Origin of the sequence: Microbacterium sp. K24 (assembly GCF_004794465.1) — a bacterium.
Lineage (GTDB): Bacteria > Actinomycetota > Actinomycetes > Actinomycetales > Microbacteriaceae > Microbacterium.
Genome location: NZ_SSDJ01000138.1, coordinates 22,588 through 37,531 on the forward strand (window position 1 = coordinate 22,588; position 14,944 = coordinate 37,531).

Annotated in this window: 12 protein-coding genes and 1 tRNA gene; 9 read left to right on the forward strand and 4 right to left on the reverse strand. The window is 68.9% G+C overall.

All coding sequences use genetic code 11. The annotated features are described in order from the left end of the window. Positions 1-45: 45 nt before the first annotated feature. The gene (locus DW306_RS14685) at positions 46-810 is read left to right on the forward strand and encodes an SDR family NAD(P)-dependent oxidoreductase (RefSeq protein ID WP_136056337.1); all 765 of its coding nucleotides are present in this window, start codon (positions 46-48) and stop codon (positions 808-810) included. Positions 811-814: 4 nt separating this feature from the next. Here the strand turns inward: DW306_RS14685 and DW306_RS14690 are convergent, their stop codons facing one another. Both DW306_RS14690 and DW306_RS14700 read right to left on the reverse strand, forming a co-directional pair. After that, entirely contained in the window at positions 815-1,705 is an 891-nt protein-coding gene (locus DW306_RS14690) for a TIGR01777 family oxidoreductase (protein WP_136056338.1), read from the reverse strand. 311 nt (positions 1,706-2,016) lie between these two features. Further along, positions 2,017-2,092, reverse strand: a tRNA-Val gene (locus DW306_RS14700). A 154-nt stretch (positions 2,093-2,246) separates the two neighbouring features. Between DW306_RS14700 and aceE the strand changes: the two genes are divergently transcribed. The 6 genes from aceE to DW306_RS14730 all read left to right on the forward strand — a co-directional run bounded on the left by aceE (position 2,247) and on the right by DW306_RS14730 (position 9,872). Next, positions 2,247-4,973, forward strand: a complete 2,727-nt coding sequence (gene aceE, locus DW306_RS14705; RefSeq protein ID WP_136056339.1) for a pyruvate dehydrogenase (acetyl-transferring), homodimeric type — start codon at positions 2,247-2,249, stop codon at positions 4,971-4,973. 31 nt (positions 4,974-5,004) lie between these two features. Further along, on the forward strand, positions 5,005-6,201 hold the full coding sequence (locus DW306_RS14710) for a PucR family transcriptional regulator (protein WP_136056340.1): 1,197 nt from the start codon (positions 5,005-5,007) through the stop codon (positions 6,199-6,201). 101 nt (positions 6,202-6,302) lie between these two features. After that, positions 6,303-7,223 carry an ACP S-malonyltransferase gene (locus DW306_RS14715; RefSeq protein ID WP_136056341.1) on the forward strand — a complete coding sequence of 307 codons (921 nt, stop codon included), beginning with the start codon at positions 6,303-6,305 and terminating at the stop codon, positions 7,221-7,223. Next, positions 7,220-8,221: a beta-ketoacyl-ACP synthase III gene (locus DW306_RS14720; RefSeq protein ID WP_136056342.1), complete on the forward strand. Its 1,002-nt coding sequence runs from the start codon at positions 7,220-7,222 to the stop codon at positions 8,219-8,221. The genes DW306_RS14715 and DW306_RS14720 overlap by 4 nt, the downstream gene beginning before the upstream one ends. Before the next feature lie 67 nt (positions 8,222-8,288). Further along, positions 8,289-8,537, forward strand: a complete 249-nt coding sequence (locus DW306_RS14725; RefSeq protein ID WP_017830435.1) for an acyl carrier protein — start codon at positions 8,289-8,291, stop codon at positions 8,535-8,537. Between the two features lie 93 nt (positions 8,538-8,630). Further along, positions 8,631-9,872, forward strand: a complete 1,242-nt coding sequence (locus DW306_RS14730; protein WP_136056343.1) for a beta-ketoacyl-[acyl-carrier-protein] synthase family protein — start codon at positions 8,631-8,633, stop codon at positions 9,870-9,872. A gap of 142 nt (positions 9,873-10,014) precedes the next feature. On the opposite strand, the gene DW306_RS14735 is transcribed toward DW306_RS14730, so the two are convergent. Both DW306_RS14735 and DW306_RS14740 read right to left on the reverse strand, forming a co-directional pair. Then, entirely contained in the window at positions 10,015-10,518 is a 504-nt protein-coding gene (locus tag DW306_RS14735; protein ID WP_136056344.1) for a DUF3145 domain-containing protein, read from the reverse strand. Between the two features lie 196 nt (positions 10,519-10,714). Continuing rightward, positions 10,715-11,488 (reverse strand): hypothetical protein, encoded by a 774-nt coding sequence (locus tag DW306_RS14740; protein ID WP_136056345.1) that lies wholly within the window; start codon positions 11,486-11,488, stop codon positions 10,715-10,717. 176 nt (positions 11,489-11,664) lie between these two features. On the opposite strand from DW306_RS14740, the gene DW306_RS14745 reads away from it, so the two are divergent. Together DW306_RS14745 and DW306_RS14750 are read left to right on the forward strand one after the other, a co-directional pair. Further along, the gene (locus tag DW306_RS14745) at positions 11,665-13,668 is read left to right on the forward strand and encodes a DUF262 domain-containing protein (RefSeq protein WP_136056346.1); all 2,004 of its coding nucleotides are present in this window, start codon (positions 11,665-11,667) and stop codon (positions 13,666-13,668) included. Further along, positions 13,668-14,924 carry an alpha/beta fold hydrolase gene (locus DW306_RS14750; RefSeq protein ID WP_136056347.1) on the forward strand — a complete coding sequence of 419 codons (1,257 nt, stop codon included), beginning with the start codon at positions 13,668-13,670 and terminating at the stop codon, positions 14,922-14,924. The genes DW306_RS14745 and DW306_RS14750 overlap by 1 nt, the downstream gene beginning before the upstream one ends. Positions 14,925-14,944: the final 20 nt, after the last annotated feature.

Below are 14,944 nucleotides of genomic sequence, written 5' to 3' on the forward strand. Positions count from 1 at the left end.
GACCGGTCTCTGGTGGGGTCTCCGCGGGCGGTCGAGTCTGGGGACATGGACATCAGCGGAAACACCATCTTCATCCCCGGGGCGACCAGCGGCATCGGTCTCGCCCTCGCCCGCGCACTCCGCGACAAGGGCAACACCGTGATCGTCGGCGGACGCCGCACCGAGCTCCTGCGCGAGATCGACGCGGACGATTCCGGCCTCCACACCGTGCAGATCGACACGACGGATGCCGACAGCATCCGCGCCGCGGCATCCGACGTGCTCGCCGCGCACCCCGACCTGAACGTCGTCGTCACGATGGCCGGTGTGATGAGCGTCGAGGACTGGACGCACCCGTCCGGTTTCCTCGAGAACGCCGAGCGCACCATCGTCACCAACGTGCTCGGCCCCATCCGCCTCATCGCCGCATTCATCGAACATCTCCGGAGCAGGCCCGACGCCACGATCATGACCGTCTCCTCCGGACTGGCCTTCGCTCCCCTGCGGGCCACGCCGAGCTACAACGCCAGCAAGGCGGCGATCCACATGCTCAGCGAGTCTCTGCGGTTGCAGCTCGAGGGTTCGACGGTGAAGGTCGTGGAGCTCGAGCCGCCGTCCGTGCGGACCGACCTGATGCCCGGACAGCGCGACAGCGACTTCGCGATGCCGCTCGACGCCTTCATCGCCGAGGTCGTGCACCTGCTCGAGACGCAGCCGGACGCCACGGAGATCCAGGTCGAGAACGTGAAGTTCCTCCGCTACGGAGAGGCCCGCGGCGACTACGACCAGGTGGTCGCGACACTGAACAGCCGCGACCCGCACGGCCGCTGACGCGTCAGACCGCGGAAGCCACCGCCTCCTCCGCCGTCTCATGCGTGAAGCGGAAGCCGGACCTCTCCAGCACGGCGGGGCGCACGTCGGCATCCGGGAGGAGCAGCGAGTCGGTCGCGGACGCACTCAACGCGAGGCGAAGGGCCCAGGCCGGCGCGGGCAGCCAGAACGGACGATGCATCTCCCGGGCGAGGGCCCGCCCGATCTCGTTCGCGGTCGCCGGCGTCGGTCCGGTGAGGTTGACGGGGCCCGCGATCTTCTCGTCGATCACGTGCCGGATCGCCCGTACCTCGTCGTCGAGCGACATCCACGGCCAGACCTGCGTGCCGCGCCCGATGGGTCCGGCGACGCCGAACCGCGTCAGCTGGATGAGTGGTTTGAGCACACCCTGCCGGTGGATCAGCGGGGCCGTGCGCAGCAGCGCGACCCTGGTGTGGTCCTCGGCGCGGCGCGCCGCGGCCTCCCATTGCACGCAGAGTCCGGCGAGGAACGTCTGCCCCGCGGGAGAGTCCTCGGTCAGCTGCTCCCCCGGCGCCGACCCGTAGTAGCCGACGGCGGATGCCGAGACGAGGGCCGGAGCATCGTCGCGCAGAGCGCGCAGAGCCGTGGTGATCGTCACAGTGCTCTTGAGCCGCGAGTCGATCAGTTCCTGTCGGTAGCGGGGCGTCCAGGGCAGCCGGCCGACGCTCGCGCCTCCCAGCGCGACGATGGCCTCGGCTCCGGCGAAGACATCCGGATCCAGCTCTCTCTCGCCCGGTGCCCACTGCCGTTCCGACGTGTTCCTCGGCGGCCGACGCACGAGCGTCGTGACGTCGATGCCGTCCGCTCGCAGCGACGACGTCAGCGCGGTGCCGATCAGTCCGGATGCTCCGCTGATGACGATGCGTCGCGCCATGGTCGCTCCTCGGTCGGTGTGACGATCCGCTCACGGTGTGAGTGGTGTCCACACTAACCGCGTGAACGGCGTCGGAGTCACCCCTTCGGCGGGCCGTACGAGAGTCGGTCGAAGATCAGCACGGTGTCGCTGATCGTGCCGTCGCACACGGTGAAGTACTCGGCGGCCGGCGCCGTGGACGTCGCGGCGGTCTGCGGGTAGGAGAACAGCGCGACACGGAGCGGTCGTCACGACCGACTGCGATCCGGACTCCCTCTACGCCGGAGCGCCGGCCACGAAGAAGGGCCGTCTCGATGCATCGGATTCCACGGTGGTGGGCCCTGCCGGGATCGAACCGACGACATCCACGGTGTAAACGTGGCGCTCTACCAGCTGAGCTAAAGGCCCTGGTGCCGTCAGTCTATCGGGCACCCGGTGCGCGACCGTGTCGTGGAAGAGGGATAGGCTGAACCCGGCGCGCGTTGTGCACAGCCGACAAGGCTGCCCGCGTCGCTTCCCGTTTCCTTGGCATGACCTGCCAGCTTGACGAAAGGTTCGCCCCGTGACCGTGCACGACCAGGATCCGTATTCCCAGGGCCCCCAGGACAGCGATCCGGAAGAGACCGGCGAGTGGCAGCAGTCGCTCGATGAGCTGGTGGACGCGAAGGGCCACGGCCGCGGCCGCGAGATCATGCTCAGCCTGCTCAAGCGCTCCAAGGAGCTGCACCTGGGCGTGCCGATGGTCCCGACGACGGACTACATCAACACCATCGCCCCGGAGAACGAGCCGGAGTTCCCCGGCGACGAAGAGGTCGAGCGCCGTTACCGCGCGTGGATCCGCTGGAACGCGGCCATCACGGTGCACCGCGCGCAGCGCCCCGGCATCGGCGTTGGCGGACACATCTCGACCTACGCGTCGTCGGCCGCGCTCTACGAGGTGGGCTTCAACCACTTCTTCAAGGGTGCCGACAACGCCGGCGGCGCCGACCAGATCTTCATCCAGGGCCACGCCTCCCCCGGAACCTACGCGCGCTCCTTCCTCGAAGGCCGCCTGACCGAGGACCAGCTCGACGGATTCCGCCAGGAGAAGTCGCACGCACCGAACGGCATCCCCTCGTACCCGCACCCGCGGCTCATGCCCGAGTACTGGCAATTCCCGACCGTTTCGATGGGCCTCGGTCCGATCAACGCCATCTACCAGGCGATGTCGAACAAGTACCTCGAGAACCGCGGCATCAAGGACACCTCCGCCTCGCACGTCTGGGCCTTCCTCGGCGACGGCGAGATGGACGAGGTCGAGAGCCGCGGCCAGCTGCAGGTCGCCGCCAACGAGGGTCTCGACAACCTCACCTTCATCGTCAACTGCAACCTGCAGCGCCTCGACGGTCCGGTGCGCGGCAACGGCAAGATCGTGCAGGAGCTCGAGTCGTTCTTCCGCGGTGCCGGCTGGAACGTCATCAAGGTCGTCTGGGGCCGCGAATGGGACGACCTGCTCGCCCGCGACACCGACGGCGCTCTCCTGAACCTCATGAACGTCACGCCCGACGGCGACTTCCAGACGTACAAGGCCGAGTCCGGCGCGTACATCCGCGAGCACTTCTTCGGTCGCGACGAGCGCACCGCCGCGCTGGTCAAGGATTACTCTGACGACGACATCTGGAACCTCAAGCGCGGTGGCCACGACTACCGCAAGGTCTACGCAGCCTTCAAGGCCGCGACCGAGCACAAGGGCAAGCCCACCGTCATCCTGGCGAAGACCGTCAAGGGCTACGGCCTCGGTCCGCAGTTCGAGGGTCGCAACGCGACCCACCAGATGAAGAAGATGACGCTGGACAACCTCAAGACGTTCCGCGACGCGATGCACATCCCGATCACGGATGCGCAGCTCGAGGAGAACCCGTACCTGCCCCCGTACTACAACCCGGGACCCCAGGACGAGACGATCCAGTACATGCTCGAGCGCCGTCAGGCTCTCGGCGGCTTCCTGCCCGAGCGGCGCACGACCCACGTCGGCCTGTCGCTGCCGGACGACGCGGCCTACGCGCTGCCCAAGAAGGGCTCCGGCACGCAGGAGATCGCCACGACCATGGCGTTCGTGCGACTGCTCAAGGACCTGCTGCGCTCGAAGGACTTCGGTCACCGCATCGTGCCGATCATCCCCGACGAGGCGCGCACCTTCGGCATGGACGCGTACTTCCCGACGGCGAAGATCTACAACCCGAACGGCCAGCACTACACGTCGGTCGACCGGGAGCTGCTCCTCGCCTACAAGGAGAGCCCGCAGGGGCAGATCGTGCACGTCGGCATCAACGAGGCGGGCGCCCTCGCGGCGTTCACCGCGGCCGGCACGTCGTACGCGACCCACGGTGAGCCGCTCATCCCGATCTACCTCTTCTACTCGATGTTCGGCTTCCAGCGCACGGGTGACGCGCAGTGGGCGGCCGGCGACCAGATGGCCCGAGGCTTCATCATCGGCGCCACGGCAGGACGCACCACCCTCACGGGTGAGGGCCTCCAGCACGCCGACGGCCACTCGCACCTCCTCGCCGCGACCAACCCCGCGACGGTCTCGTACGACCCGGCGTACGGCTACGAGATCGCGCACATCATGCGCTCCGGTCTCGAGCGCATGTACGGCGGCAACCACGAGGACCCGAACGTCATGTACTACCTCACGGTGTACAACGAGCCCATGGTGATGCCCGCCGAGCCCGAGAACGTGGACGTCGACGGCATCGTCCGCGGCATCCACCGCGTCTCCGTCGGCGAGGGCGACGGCCCCCGCGCGCAGCTGTTCGCGTCGGGTGTCGGGCTCCCCTGGGCCCTCGAGGCGCAGGAGCTGCTGAAGAACGACTGGGGCGTGATCGCCGACGTGTGGTCGGTCACCTCGTGGACCGAGCTGCGCCGCGACGGCCTCGCCGCCGACGAGCACAACTTCCTGTACCCGGAGGAGGAGCCGCGCACGGCCTACCTCACCCAGAAGCTGCAGGGTGCCGAAGGTCCGGTCGTCGCGGTCAGCGACTTCATGCACGCCGTGCAGGACCAGATCCGTCCGTGGGTTCCGAACCGCTTCGCCACGCTCGGCGCCGACGGCTTCGGCTTCTCCGACACCCGTGCCGCCGCTCGTCGCTTCTTCAAGATCGACGGACCGTCGGTCGTGGTGCGCACGCTGCAGTCGCTCGCCGAGGACGGCGTCGTCGACCGCTCGCTCGCCGCGCAGGCCATCCAGAAGTACAGCCTTCACGACGTGAACGCCGGCACCAGCGGCAACGCGGGCGGGGAGAGCTGAGCCCTCGGTGACAGCTTCGTCTTCCCGCGACATGGACAAGGCCGCAACCCTCACCTGGCTGCGCCGGATATCCGGTGACATCGCCTCGGTGACGATCAAGCGCCTGGAAGACACGCTCCCCTGGTACGCCGACATGCCACCGGCCCGCCGCTCCGCGGTCGGGCTGGTGGCCCAGGCGGGCATCACCTCGTTCATCCAGTGGTACGAGGATCCGACCTCGACTCCGTGGATCGCGGCCGACATCTTCGCCGCAGCTCCCCGGGAGCTGCTGCGCAGCGTCAGCCTCCAGCAGACGCTGCAGCTCATCCGCGTGACGGTCGAGGTCACGGAGGAGCGCGTCGCCGGACGCGGCAACGACCTCCGCGAGGCGATCCTGCTCTACTCGCGGGATGTGGCCTTCGCCGCCGCCGACGTTTACGCCCGAGCGGCGGAAGCGCGGGGGCTGTGGGATGCACGGCTCGAGGCCCTCGTCGTCGACTCGATCCTCACGGGTGAGGCCGACGAAGAGCTCCCCAGCCGCATCGCGGCCCTCGGCTGGCACGGTCACGGCGAGGTCGCTGTGCTGGTCGGCACGACTCCCCCGCAGTTCGACGTCGACCTCGTGCGTCGCACCGCGCGCAAACTCGCCGTCGACGTGCTCATCGGCGTGCAGGGATCCCGGCTGGTCCTGGTACTCGGGCGTGCCCGCGTCGAAGGTCAGGAGGGCGAGGAGGACGAGCTCGGCTTCCTGGAGATCGCGGCCCGTCTCGAGCCGTCCTTCGGCCCGGGATACGTCGTGCTCGGGCCGCCGGTCGCCGCACTCGTCGATGCGAGTCAGAGCGCACGGGCGGCACTGGCCGGATTCGCGGTCGCACGCGCCTGGCGGAGCGCCCCGCGTCCCGTCGAAGCCGACGATCTGCTGCCGGAGCGCGCACTGGCGGGTGATCCCCTCGCGAAGCAGACCCTGATCGAGCGCATCTTCCGCCCGCTGCAGGCGCACTCCACCGATCTCGTGACGACGCTCTGGAGCTATCTCGACAACGGGCGCTCGCTCGAGGCGACCGCCCGCGAGCTCTTCGTGCACCCGAACACGGTGCGCTACCGCCTCAAGCGCGTGAGCGAGGTCATCGGCTGGGATGCCACCGGACCCCGTGAAGCCCTGATCCTGCAGACCGCGCTGATCCTCGGCTCCATCGGGGTGGCTGATCAGGCACGTCGTCGCCCGACACTCCGCCGCACCCCGCGCTGAGACCGGCGAATCGGCGGATCTGTGCGCCACACACAAGGGATCTTCGGAATCTTGTGATGGATCATCCACCGCTTCACGGCAATCGTTGGCAGACTGAGGGGGTGATTGTCGTCGTATGCCCGGGACAGGGCTCGCAGACCCCCGGATTCCTCGCCCCCTGGCTCGAGCTCGACGGGGTGGCCGAGCGCCTCGCCGCCTACTCCGAGGCGGCGGAGGTCGATCTCCGCGAACACGGGACCGTGTCGGATGCCGACACCATCCGTGACACGCGCATCGCGCAGCCGTTGATCGTCGCGGCTTCGCTGATCGCCGGAGACGCTCTGACGGAGCGCGCAGGCCGCCGCCCCGACGGAACCGCCGGGCACTCGGTGGGCGAGATCGCCGCCCTCGTCGGCAGCGGGGTGATCGATGCCGAGGCCGGCATGCGCCTCGTCGGCATCCGCGGACGAGCGATGGCGGATGCCGCGGCGCAGACGCCGACCGGGATGAGCGCGGTCATCGGCGGCGACGAGGCCGCGATCCTCGAGCGGCTCACCGAACTCGGCCTCTCCCCCGCGAACTACAACGGCGGCGGCCAGCTCGTGGTCGCGGGCGAGCTGCCCGGACTCGACGCCCTCGCGACCGAACCGGTCAAGGGCACCCGCGTGATCCCGCTCCAGGTCGCCGGCGCCTTCCACACCGAATACATGGCTTCGGCGGTGGCCGCCCTGCGCGACGCCGTCGCCGCCGTGACGCCCGCGGATCCCTCTCTCACGCTGTGGACGAACCGCGACGGGTCCGTGGTCGACAGCGGCGCCACGGCGCTCTCGTACCTCGTCGACCAGGTGTCGTCGCCCGTGCGGTGGGACCTCTGCATGAACTCCTTCGCCGACGGCGGCATCACCGGCCTGATCGAGCTCGCCCCGGCGGGCGCCCTCACCGGTCTCGCCAAGCGCGGCCTCCGCGGTGTTCCGACCGTCGCCGTCAAGACCCCCGATGACCTCGATGCGGCGGTCGCGCTGCTGAATGGAGACGCCGCATGAGCATCACTCTCGCCCAGACTGCCGGCCCCGCCTACACGCGCATCTACTCCTTCGGCGCCGCCCGCGGCGAGAACGCCGTCCCGAACGATGATCTGATCGGGCCGATCGACTCCAGCGATGAGTGGATCCGCCAGCGTACGGGCATCATCACCCGCGTCCGCGCCGACAAGGCCACCGACGCGATCGACCTCGCCACGACCGCGGCGACTGAAGCCATCGAGAAGTCCGGAATCGCCGCCGATCAGGTCGACCTGGTGATCGTGGCGACGATCAGCAACCCGAAGCAGACGCCCTCGGTCTCGGCGATCGTCGCAGACCGCGTGGGAGCCAATCCCGCAGCCGCCTACGACATCAACGCGGCCTGCGCCGGCTACGCGTACGCGGTCGCCCAGGCGGACGCCCTGATCAAGGCCGGAGCCGCCCGGTACGCACTCGTGATCGGCACCGAGAAGCTCTCCGACATCGTCGACCCCGCCGACCGCAGCATCTCCTTCCTGCTCGGCGACGGCGCCGGCGCCGCCCTGATCGGCCCGAGCGACACGCCCGGCATCGCTCCCGCGGTGTGGGGCTCCGACGGCTCGAAGGCGGAAGCCGTGGGCATGAACGGCACCCTCACGGATTTCCGCGACGGCGAGGTGCCGTGGCCGACGCTGCGCCAGGAGGGCCAGACCGTGTTCCGCTGGGCTGTCTGGGAGATGGCGAAGGTCGCGCGCGAGGCGCTCGACAGGGCCGGCGTCGAACCGACCGACATCGCCGCCTTCATCCCTCACCAGGCGAACATGCGCATCATCGACGAGTTCGCCAAGCAGCTGAAACTGCCGGAGTCGACGGTGATCGCCCGTGACATCGAGACGACCGGCAACACCTCGGCCGCCTCCATCCCGCTCGCCAGCCACCGGCTGATGGCGGAGCACCCCGAGCTGTCCGGCGGTCTCGCCCTGCAGATCGGATTCGGCGCGGGGCTCGTCTTCGCCGCCCAGGTCGTCGTCCTCCCCTGAGATCGTCCGACCTTCCCTAGACTGTTCCACGGTTCCGAATACAACCCGTAAGAAAGAGGAAGACCACATGGCTTTCACCAACGATGAGGTCCTCGCTGGCCTCGCTGAGCTGATCACCGACGAGACCGGCATCAACGCGTCCGAGGTCGCCCTCGAGAAGTCGTTCACGGACGACCTCGACATCGACTCGATCTCGATGATGACGATCGTCGTCAACGCCGAGGAGAAGTTCGGCGTCACCATCCCCGACGACGAGGTCAAAAACCTCAAGACCGTCGGCGACGCCGTCAGCTTCATCGTCGCGGGCCAGGAGTAATCCCGACAGGATGCCACCCCCGCACCTGCGGGGCGTGGCATCCTCTGCCTTGCCCGCATTCGCTCAGCACCCGTCCCGACAAGGAACCACACCATGACCAAGCGCATCGTCGTCACCGGCATCGGCGCCACGTCCGCCATCGGCGGGACGGCACCCGAGAACTGGACCAACCTGCTCGCAGGCGTGTCCGGGGCCCGGACCCTCGAGCACGACTGGGTGCAGCAGTACGAGCTGCCCGTCACCTTCGCCGCCGAGGCGATCGTGCGGCCCGAAGAGGTCCTGCCCCGTCATGAGGCGAAGCGTCTCGACCCGTCGTCGCAGTTCGCTCTCATCGCCGCACGCGAGGCCTGGGCCGACGCCGGCGCCCCCGAGGTCGACCCCGAGCGTCTCGGCATCGACTTCGCCACCGGAATCGGCGGGCTGTGGACGCTCCTCGACGCCTGGGACACCCTGCGCGAGAAGGGTCCGCGCCGCGTCATGCCGCTGACCGTCCCGATGCTCATGCCGAACGCGGCAGCCGGCAACCTCTCCCTGCAGTTCCACGCCCGCGCCTACGCCCAGACCGTGGTGAGCGCGTGCGCGTCGAGCACCGAGTCCATCATCCACGCCTTCCACCACCTGCAGAACGGCGACGCCGACATCGTGATCGCCGGCGGCACCGAGTCCGCGATCCACCCGATCACCATGGCGTCGTTCGCGTCGGCGCAGGCCCTGTCGCGGCGCAACGACGACCCCGCGCACGCCTCCCGGCCGGGCGCCATCGACCGCGACGGCTTCGTCATGGGCGAGGGCGCTGCCGCCCTGATCCTCGAGACCGAGGAGCACGCGAAGGCACGCGGTGCGAAGATCTACGGCTACGTGCTCGGCGGCAGTGTGACCGCCGACGCGTACCACATCACCGGGAACGACCCCGAGGGAACCGGCGCGGCACGCGCGGTGACGCAGGCCCTCGCCGAGGCCGGAGTCACGGCCGACCAGGTCACCCACATCAACGCGCACGCGACGTCGACCCCGGTCGGCGACCCGAACGAGTACGTCGCGCTGAAGAAGGTCTTCGGCGACCGGATCGACGAGATCCCCGTCTCGGCGACGAAGGCGTCCACGGGCCACCTGCTCGGCGGCACCGGCGCGCTCGAGGCGATCTTCTCGCTCCTCGCTCTGCGCGACCGCGTCGCTCCGCCGACGATCAACATGACCGAGCCCGACCCGGCCGTGCCGTTCCGCCTGTCCGGCGAAGCGACCCCGCTGGGCGACGGACCGCAGATCGCGATCAGCAACTCCTTCGGCTTCGGCGGCCACAACGCCGTCGCTGTGTTCGCCGGCGTCGACGACTGACCCGCCGTCGCAGACGAGGACCCCGCCCCTTCCCGGGGCGGGGTCCTCGTCATATGAAGCGGGGAAACGTCTTCTCAGCGTCCGGGACGAATCACCGGCATCCGATACTCACGCCTCCCCCGCTCCAGGTCTCTCGGCGGCGTCAGCCGACCTTGTGGAGCCAGACGACGCGCGCGTCGTCGCTGGCGTGGCGGAACGGCTCCAGCTCCTCGTCCCAGGCCGAGCCGAGCGCGATATCCAGTTCGCGCTGCAGCTCGACCGCGCTTCCGGCGGAGATCTCCATCGCATAGCGGATGCGATCCTCGCCGATGACGATGTTGCCCGCGGCATCCGTCTGGGCGTAGTGGATGCCGAGATCCGGGGTGTGCAGCCAGCGGCCTCCGTCGCTGCGAGGAGTGGGATCCTCGGTGACCTCGAAGCGCAGGTGCTCCCAGCCGCGGATCGCGGTCGCCAGAGCAGCGCCGGTGCCGACCGGGCCGTCCCAGTAGAACTCGGCGCGGCGGGCGCCGTCGAGGACGGGCTGCTCGGTCCAGTCGAAATTCACCGCGCGCCCGATAGCGCGACCGACCGCCCACTCGAGGTGGGGGCAGAGCGCGCGAGGCGCAGAGTGGATGAACACCACTCCGCGTGCGTAAGCCGTCGCCATGATCTCTCCGTTTCATCAGGTGCGTCTTCCCCAACGACCTGAAACCCACGAGAGTGGCGAGAATATGCGGTTATGGGCCCATTCTCGCCCAGTCCGGCCGAAATCACAAGCATGTAGTTCGGGTACGGAAAGGCCCCGGTCATCTCGACCGGGGCCTTTCGTGCTGCGACGGGGTCGACGACCCCGATGACGAGGCTTACGCCTCGCTCATCGCCTGCTTGACCTGCTGACCCTTGGCCGCGTAGTAGGCGGCACGGGCGGCATCCTTGCGGGCCTGTTCGGCGTAACCGAGCTCGAGCGTCTCCTGGTCGACCTCGTAGTTCGGGACGTCGTCGGTGCCGTGGTACTTCTCGATGTACGCATCGAGCTCGGGACCCGAGGTCCACGACGTGATGAGGCAGTAGCGCGGCTCGTCGCCGTTGTGCGTGGCGGCGTGCCAGAGACGCTGCGTGTCGACGATGAGCTGTGCGCCCGCGGGAAGCGCGATGCGGTACTCGATGCTCGGGTCGGTGCGGTTCTCACGCAGGACGAAGTAGCTGTCCTTGTCATCCGTCAGGTTGAAGAACCCGCGGACCACCCAGCCGGTGCCGTCGGGGTTCAGACGGTTGTTGTCGTCCTGGTGCAGGTTGTAGAGGCACTCGCCGTAGGGCGTGGGCTGCAGCTCGATCACGCGGCAGCGGCCGACGTTGGCGCCCGGCTCCTGCGCACGACGGGTCAGGTTCGGGGCCTTCTCGGTCTGCGAGTCGATCCAGACGCCGTCCTTGTCGGTGCGCGGCGGCTTGTGGTTCCAGAAGCCGTTGCACTCGATGTCACCGAAGGCGCTCGCGAGCGGAGCGAACCGGGTGTCGCCCGACGACTTCCAGTCGTTGTACTCGATGTCGAGCCATTCCTTGGGGTCGAGCTCCTGGTTGTAGCTGTCGAGGACGACGAATCCCTTTTCCTCGAGCGCCTTTGACTTGATGTATCCCATGATCTGAGTCAGATCCTCTCATCGGGGGCCAGCACGTTTTAACAGGCCCTGATAAGGCAAGCCTAACAGCGACGGCGGAGCGCTCCTCGGAGGTCAGCCGTGCATAACCGAATAGACTGAGCGGGGCGCCCGGCGAGTCCTCGGCGCCCGGCGCTACGGGAGGACGAGACACCAGCATGAGCACCGCGACCAACGTCGAGGCGACAGCAGTCAACACGATCGAATGGCTCGCGGCAGGGACGACGACCATCGTGGTTCCCGTGTATCAGCGGCAGTATCGGTGGGATATCGGCGGCTGCGAGCGACTGCTCTCCGACGTCCGCGCGGTGGCCGGCCAGGACGACGCGCATCGCCACTTCATCGGATCGATCCTCTCCGCCGAAGACGGCTCGGAACCCGGCTCCGACCTCATCCTCATCGATGGGCAGCAGCGGATCACGACCCTGATGCTCCTCGTCGCCGCCCTCCACCACGCCGTCCGCGACACCGATCCGACGATGGCGGCAGCGCTCGAGCGTGTGCTCGTCCGCCGCGATGCACCGGGGCGCACGAAGCTGCGGCCCCATGCCGCGTGGGCCGAGCTCTACGAGTCCGTCGTGCTCGACCGCCGCGACGACGCCGACCGCGAATCGCGCTTCGACGACAACTACGCCTTCTTCCGCAGTCAGATCCATGCGGAGGAGGCGCCGCGCATCTGGCGCGGGCTGCAGAAGCTGGAGCACGTGTCGATCACTCTCGGCGCCCAGGCGAACGCGCAGCAGATCTTCGAGAGCCTCAACTCGACGGGCGAACCGCTGCGCGACGACGAGCTGATCCACAACTACATCCTGATGGGGCTCACCCACGCCGAGCAGCTCGATGTGGAGGAGCGGTACTGGCTGCCGATCGAGCGCCACACGGGAGAGGCGATCGGCGCGTTCTGGCGCCACTACCTCGTGATGACGACCGGGCGCGAACTGGCGGCGAACGGCGAGCACGGGGTCTACAGCGCGTTCCGTCGTTCGTTCCCCCGCGTCGACGTCGCGCAGCTGCAGGCGGATGCCGAGAACTGGCGGCACTTCGCCGAGATCTACGGCATCCTCCTCGATCCTGCGAAGGAGCAGGATGCCGAGATCGGCCGGCAGCTCGATTACGTCAACACGTTCGGCCGCTCGACGTACCCGCTGGTCATGAGCGCCTACAGCGACCACGCCCGCGGTGTGATCTCCCGCGACGAGCTGATCGAGACGCTGGAGTGGATCCAGGCGATGCACCTCCGTCGCACGCTCGTGAACCTGCCCGGTGAGAGGCTCATCGCCCGGCTGTGCCGTGCCCTCACCGGTGGACGCGACGCCCTCGCACGCGCCTTCGCCCGGATCACACCGTCGGACGAACGCGTGAGCGCGGTGCTGAAGTACAGCGAGCTCCCGCACGCGGCCTATGTGCTCGGCCGGCTCGAGGGCGTCGACGACGTCGACGGGTTCGACGTCGAGCACATCGTCCCGGCCGTCCCCGGCGACACCTGGTCGGGCGACGGGGTGCGCCTGTGGAGCGAGTATTCGGAGGACGAGCAGAACAGCCACCGCGCGCTCGCCCCGACGCTCGGCAACCTCACGCTCCTCGAGCAGCCGCTCACCGAGCGCGTCTTCGGAGCCTCCTTCCCGGTCAAGCGCGCCGAGGCGTACGTCCGCAGCGACGTCCCCGCGACGCGCGCTCTCGGCGACACCGAGACCTGGGGCACGGCGGCGATCACACAGCGCACGGTCGCCCTCACCGCTGAGCTCGTGCGCATCTGGGCTCGCCCCGCACTGCCCGAGATCGACGATGACGGCCTGACCCCCATCCTCGACGCGGTCCGCCGACGCGGCTGGCCCGCCGGGTGGGAGCGCGAGTTCGACTACGTCGAGTACCGCGGGGAGCGCTGGGAGGTTCCCGACGTCAAGTACCTCTTCAACCGGGTGTTCCGCCGCGCGTGGACCGACACCCGGGACGCCGCCCTCTCGTACTGCGAGAGCCACGGCGGGCCGATCTACGACGAGATGGCCTGGAAGGGGCAGTGGGATGAGCTCGACGATTCGCACTTCCTCTACATGGGCTGGGACTCGAACTACATGATGACCGCCGTGCAGGGGGTGCTGGAGGAGTCCGGCATCGCCTCGGAGGTCTTCGTCAAGTACTCCTATATCGGAAACGTGATGTGATGACCGCTGTCGAGACCGTCACCCGCCGCCTGCTCGACCTGACCGTCGAGGAGCACACGCTCACCGTTCCCCTCGTCTGGGGCGACCCGGCGGATCACCGTACGATCGACGTGTTCGCTGCGGTCGTGTCACGCGAGGGCGGCGAGTCGCTCCCGTTCCTGGTCTTCCTCCAGGGCGGGCCGGGTCATGAGGCGCCGCGCCCGTTCCACTCCCCTGCCTCGCCCGTCTGGCTCGACGAGGCCCTCGCCCACTACCGCGTGGTGCTGCTGGATCAGCGGGGCACCGGCCGATCGACGCCGGTCGGGGACGACGACCTCGCCCGGGGCGCCTCGGCAGTGGCCGAGCACCTCACGCACCTGCGGGCCGACGCGATCGTCCGCGACTGCGAGGCGCTCCGCGAGCGCCTGGGAGCGGCGACGTGGAGCGTGCTCGGGCAGTCGTTCGGCGGGTTCACGACGCTGGCGTACCTGTCGACGGATGCCGCGTCCCTGGACCACGTCTACTTCACCGGCGGCCTCAGCGCCGTCGGGCGCCACCCCGACGACGTGTACGCCCTCTGCTACGACAAGATGCGCACGGCCTCCGAGAAGTACTACCGCCGGTTCCCCGAGCACCGCGACGCGATGCGCCGTCTCGTCGATCGAGCGGATGCCGGCGACATCGTGCTCCCCGACGGCGAGGTCGTCTCCCGCTCGCGGCTGCGGTCGCTGGGGTCCGCCCTCGGCACCGATGACGGCTGGCAGACCGTGTGGTCCCTCCTGGAGCGCGATCCGCGGTCGAACGCCTTCCGGTACGACCTGATGCACGCGATGCCCTACGACGGCCGCAATCCGATGTACTTCGCGTTCCACGAGTCGAGCTACGCCGACGGCGACACGACCCGCTGGTCGGCGGAGCGCACCGAGCCTGCGGACTTCCGCGACGACCCGACGCTGTTCACCGGGGAGCACATCCGGCGGGAGTGGACCGAGACCGTCCCTGCGTTCCAGCCGTGGCGCGAGGTCGCGCTCGAGCTGGCCGAGTTCGCATGGCCGCGCATCTACGACGCGGATGCCATCGCAGCCTCGGGCGCGACCGGGGCCGCCGCGGTCTACGTGAACGACGTGTACGTGCCGATGGAGTACTCCCTGGAGACCGCGCGACTGCTCCCCGGCATCGATCTCTGGGTCACGAGCGAGCACGAGCACAACGGACTCCGGTCCGGCCCCGTGCTCGCTCACCTGATCGACCTCGCGCACGGACGACGCGTCCGCTGAGGAAGTCCTCCCCGAGGAGG

Bases quoted from the DNA above. Each gene is read 5' to 3' on its own strand.
- DW306_RS14685 (WP_136056337.1), top strand. From the start codon at position 46: ATGGACATCAGCGGAAACACCATCTTCATCCCCGGGGCGACCAGCGGC.
- DW306_RS14690 (WP_136056338.1), bottom strand. From the start codon at position 1,705: ATGGCGCGACGCATCGTCATCAGCGGAGCATCCGGACTGATCGGCACC.
- DW306_RS14710 (WP_136056340.1), top strand. From the start codon at position 5,005: ATGGACAAGGCCGCAACCCTCACCTGGCTGCGCCGGATATCCGGTGAC.
- DW306_RS14720 (WP_136056342.1), top strand. From the start codon at position 7,220: ATGAGCATCACTCTCGCCCAGACTGCCGGCCCCGCCTACACGCGCATC.
- DW306_RS14725 (WP_017830435.1), top strand. From the start codon at position 8,289: ATGGCTTTCACCAACGATGAGGTCCTCGCTGGCCTCGCTGAGCTGATC.
- DW306_RS14730 (WP_136056343.1), top strand. From the start codon at position 8,631: ATGACCAAGCGCATCGTCGTCACCGGCATCGGCGCCACGTCCGCCATC.
- DW306_RS14735 (WP_136056344.1), bottom strand. From the start codon at position 10,518: ATGGCGACGGCTTACGCACGCGGAGTGGTGTTCATCCACTCTGCGCCT.
- DW306_RS14740 (WP_136056345.1), bottom strand. From the start codon at position 11,488: ATGGGATACATCAAGTCAAAGGCGCTCGAGGAAAAGGGATTCGTCGTC.
- DW306_RS14745 (WP_136056346.1), top strand. From the start codon at position 11,665: ATGAGCACCGCGACCAACGTCGAGGCGACAGCAGTCAACACGATCGAA.
- DW306_RS14750 (WP_136056347.1), top strand. From the start codon at position 13,668: ATGACCGCTGTCGAGACCGTCACCCGCCGCCTGCTCGACCTGACCGTC.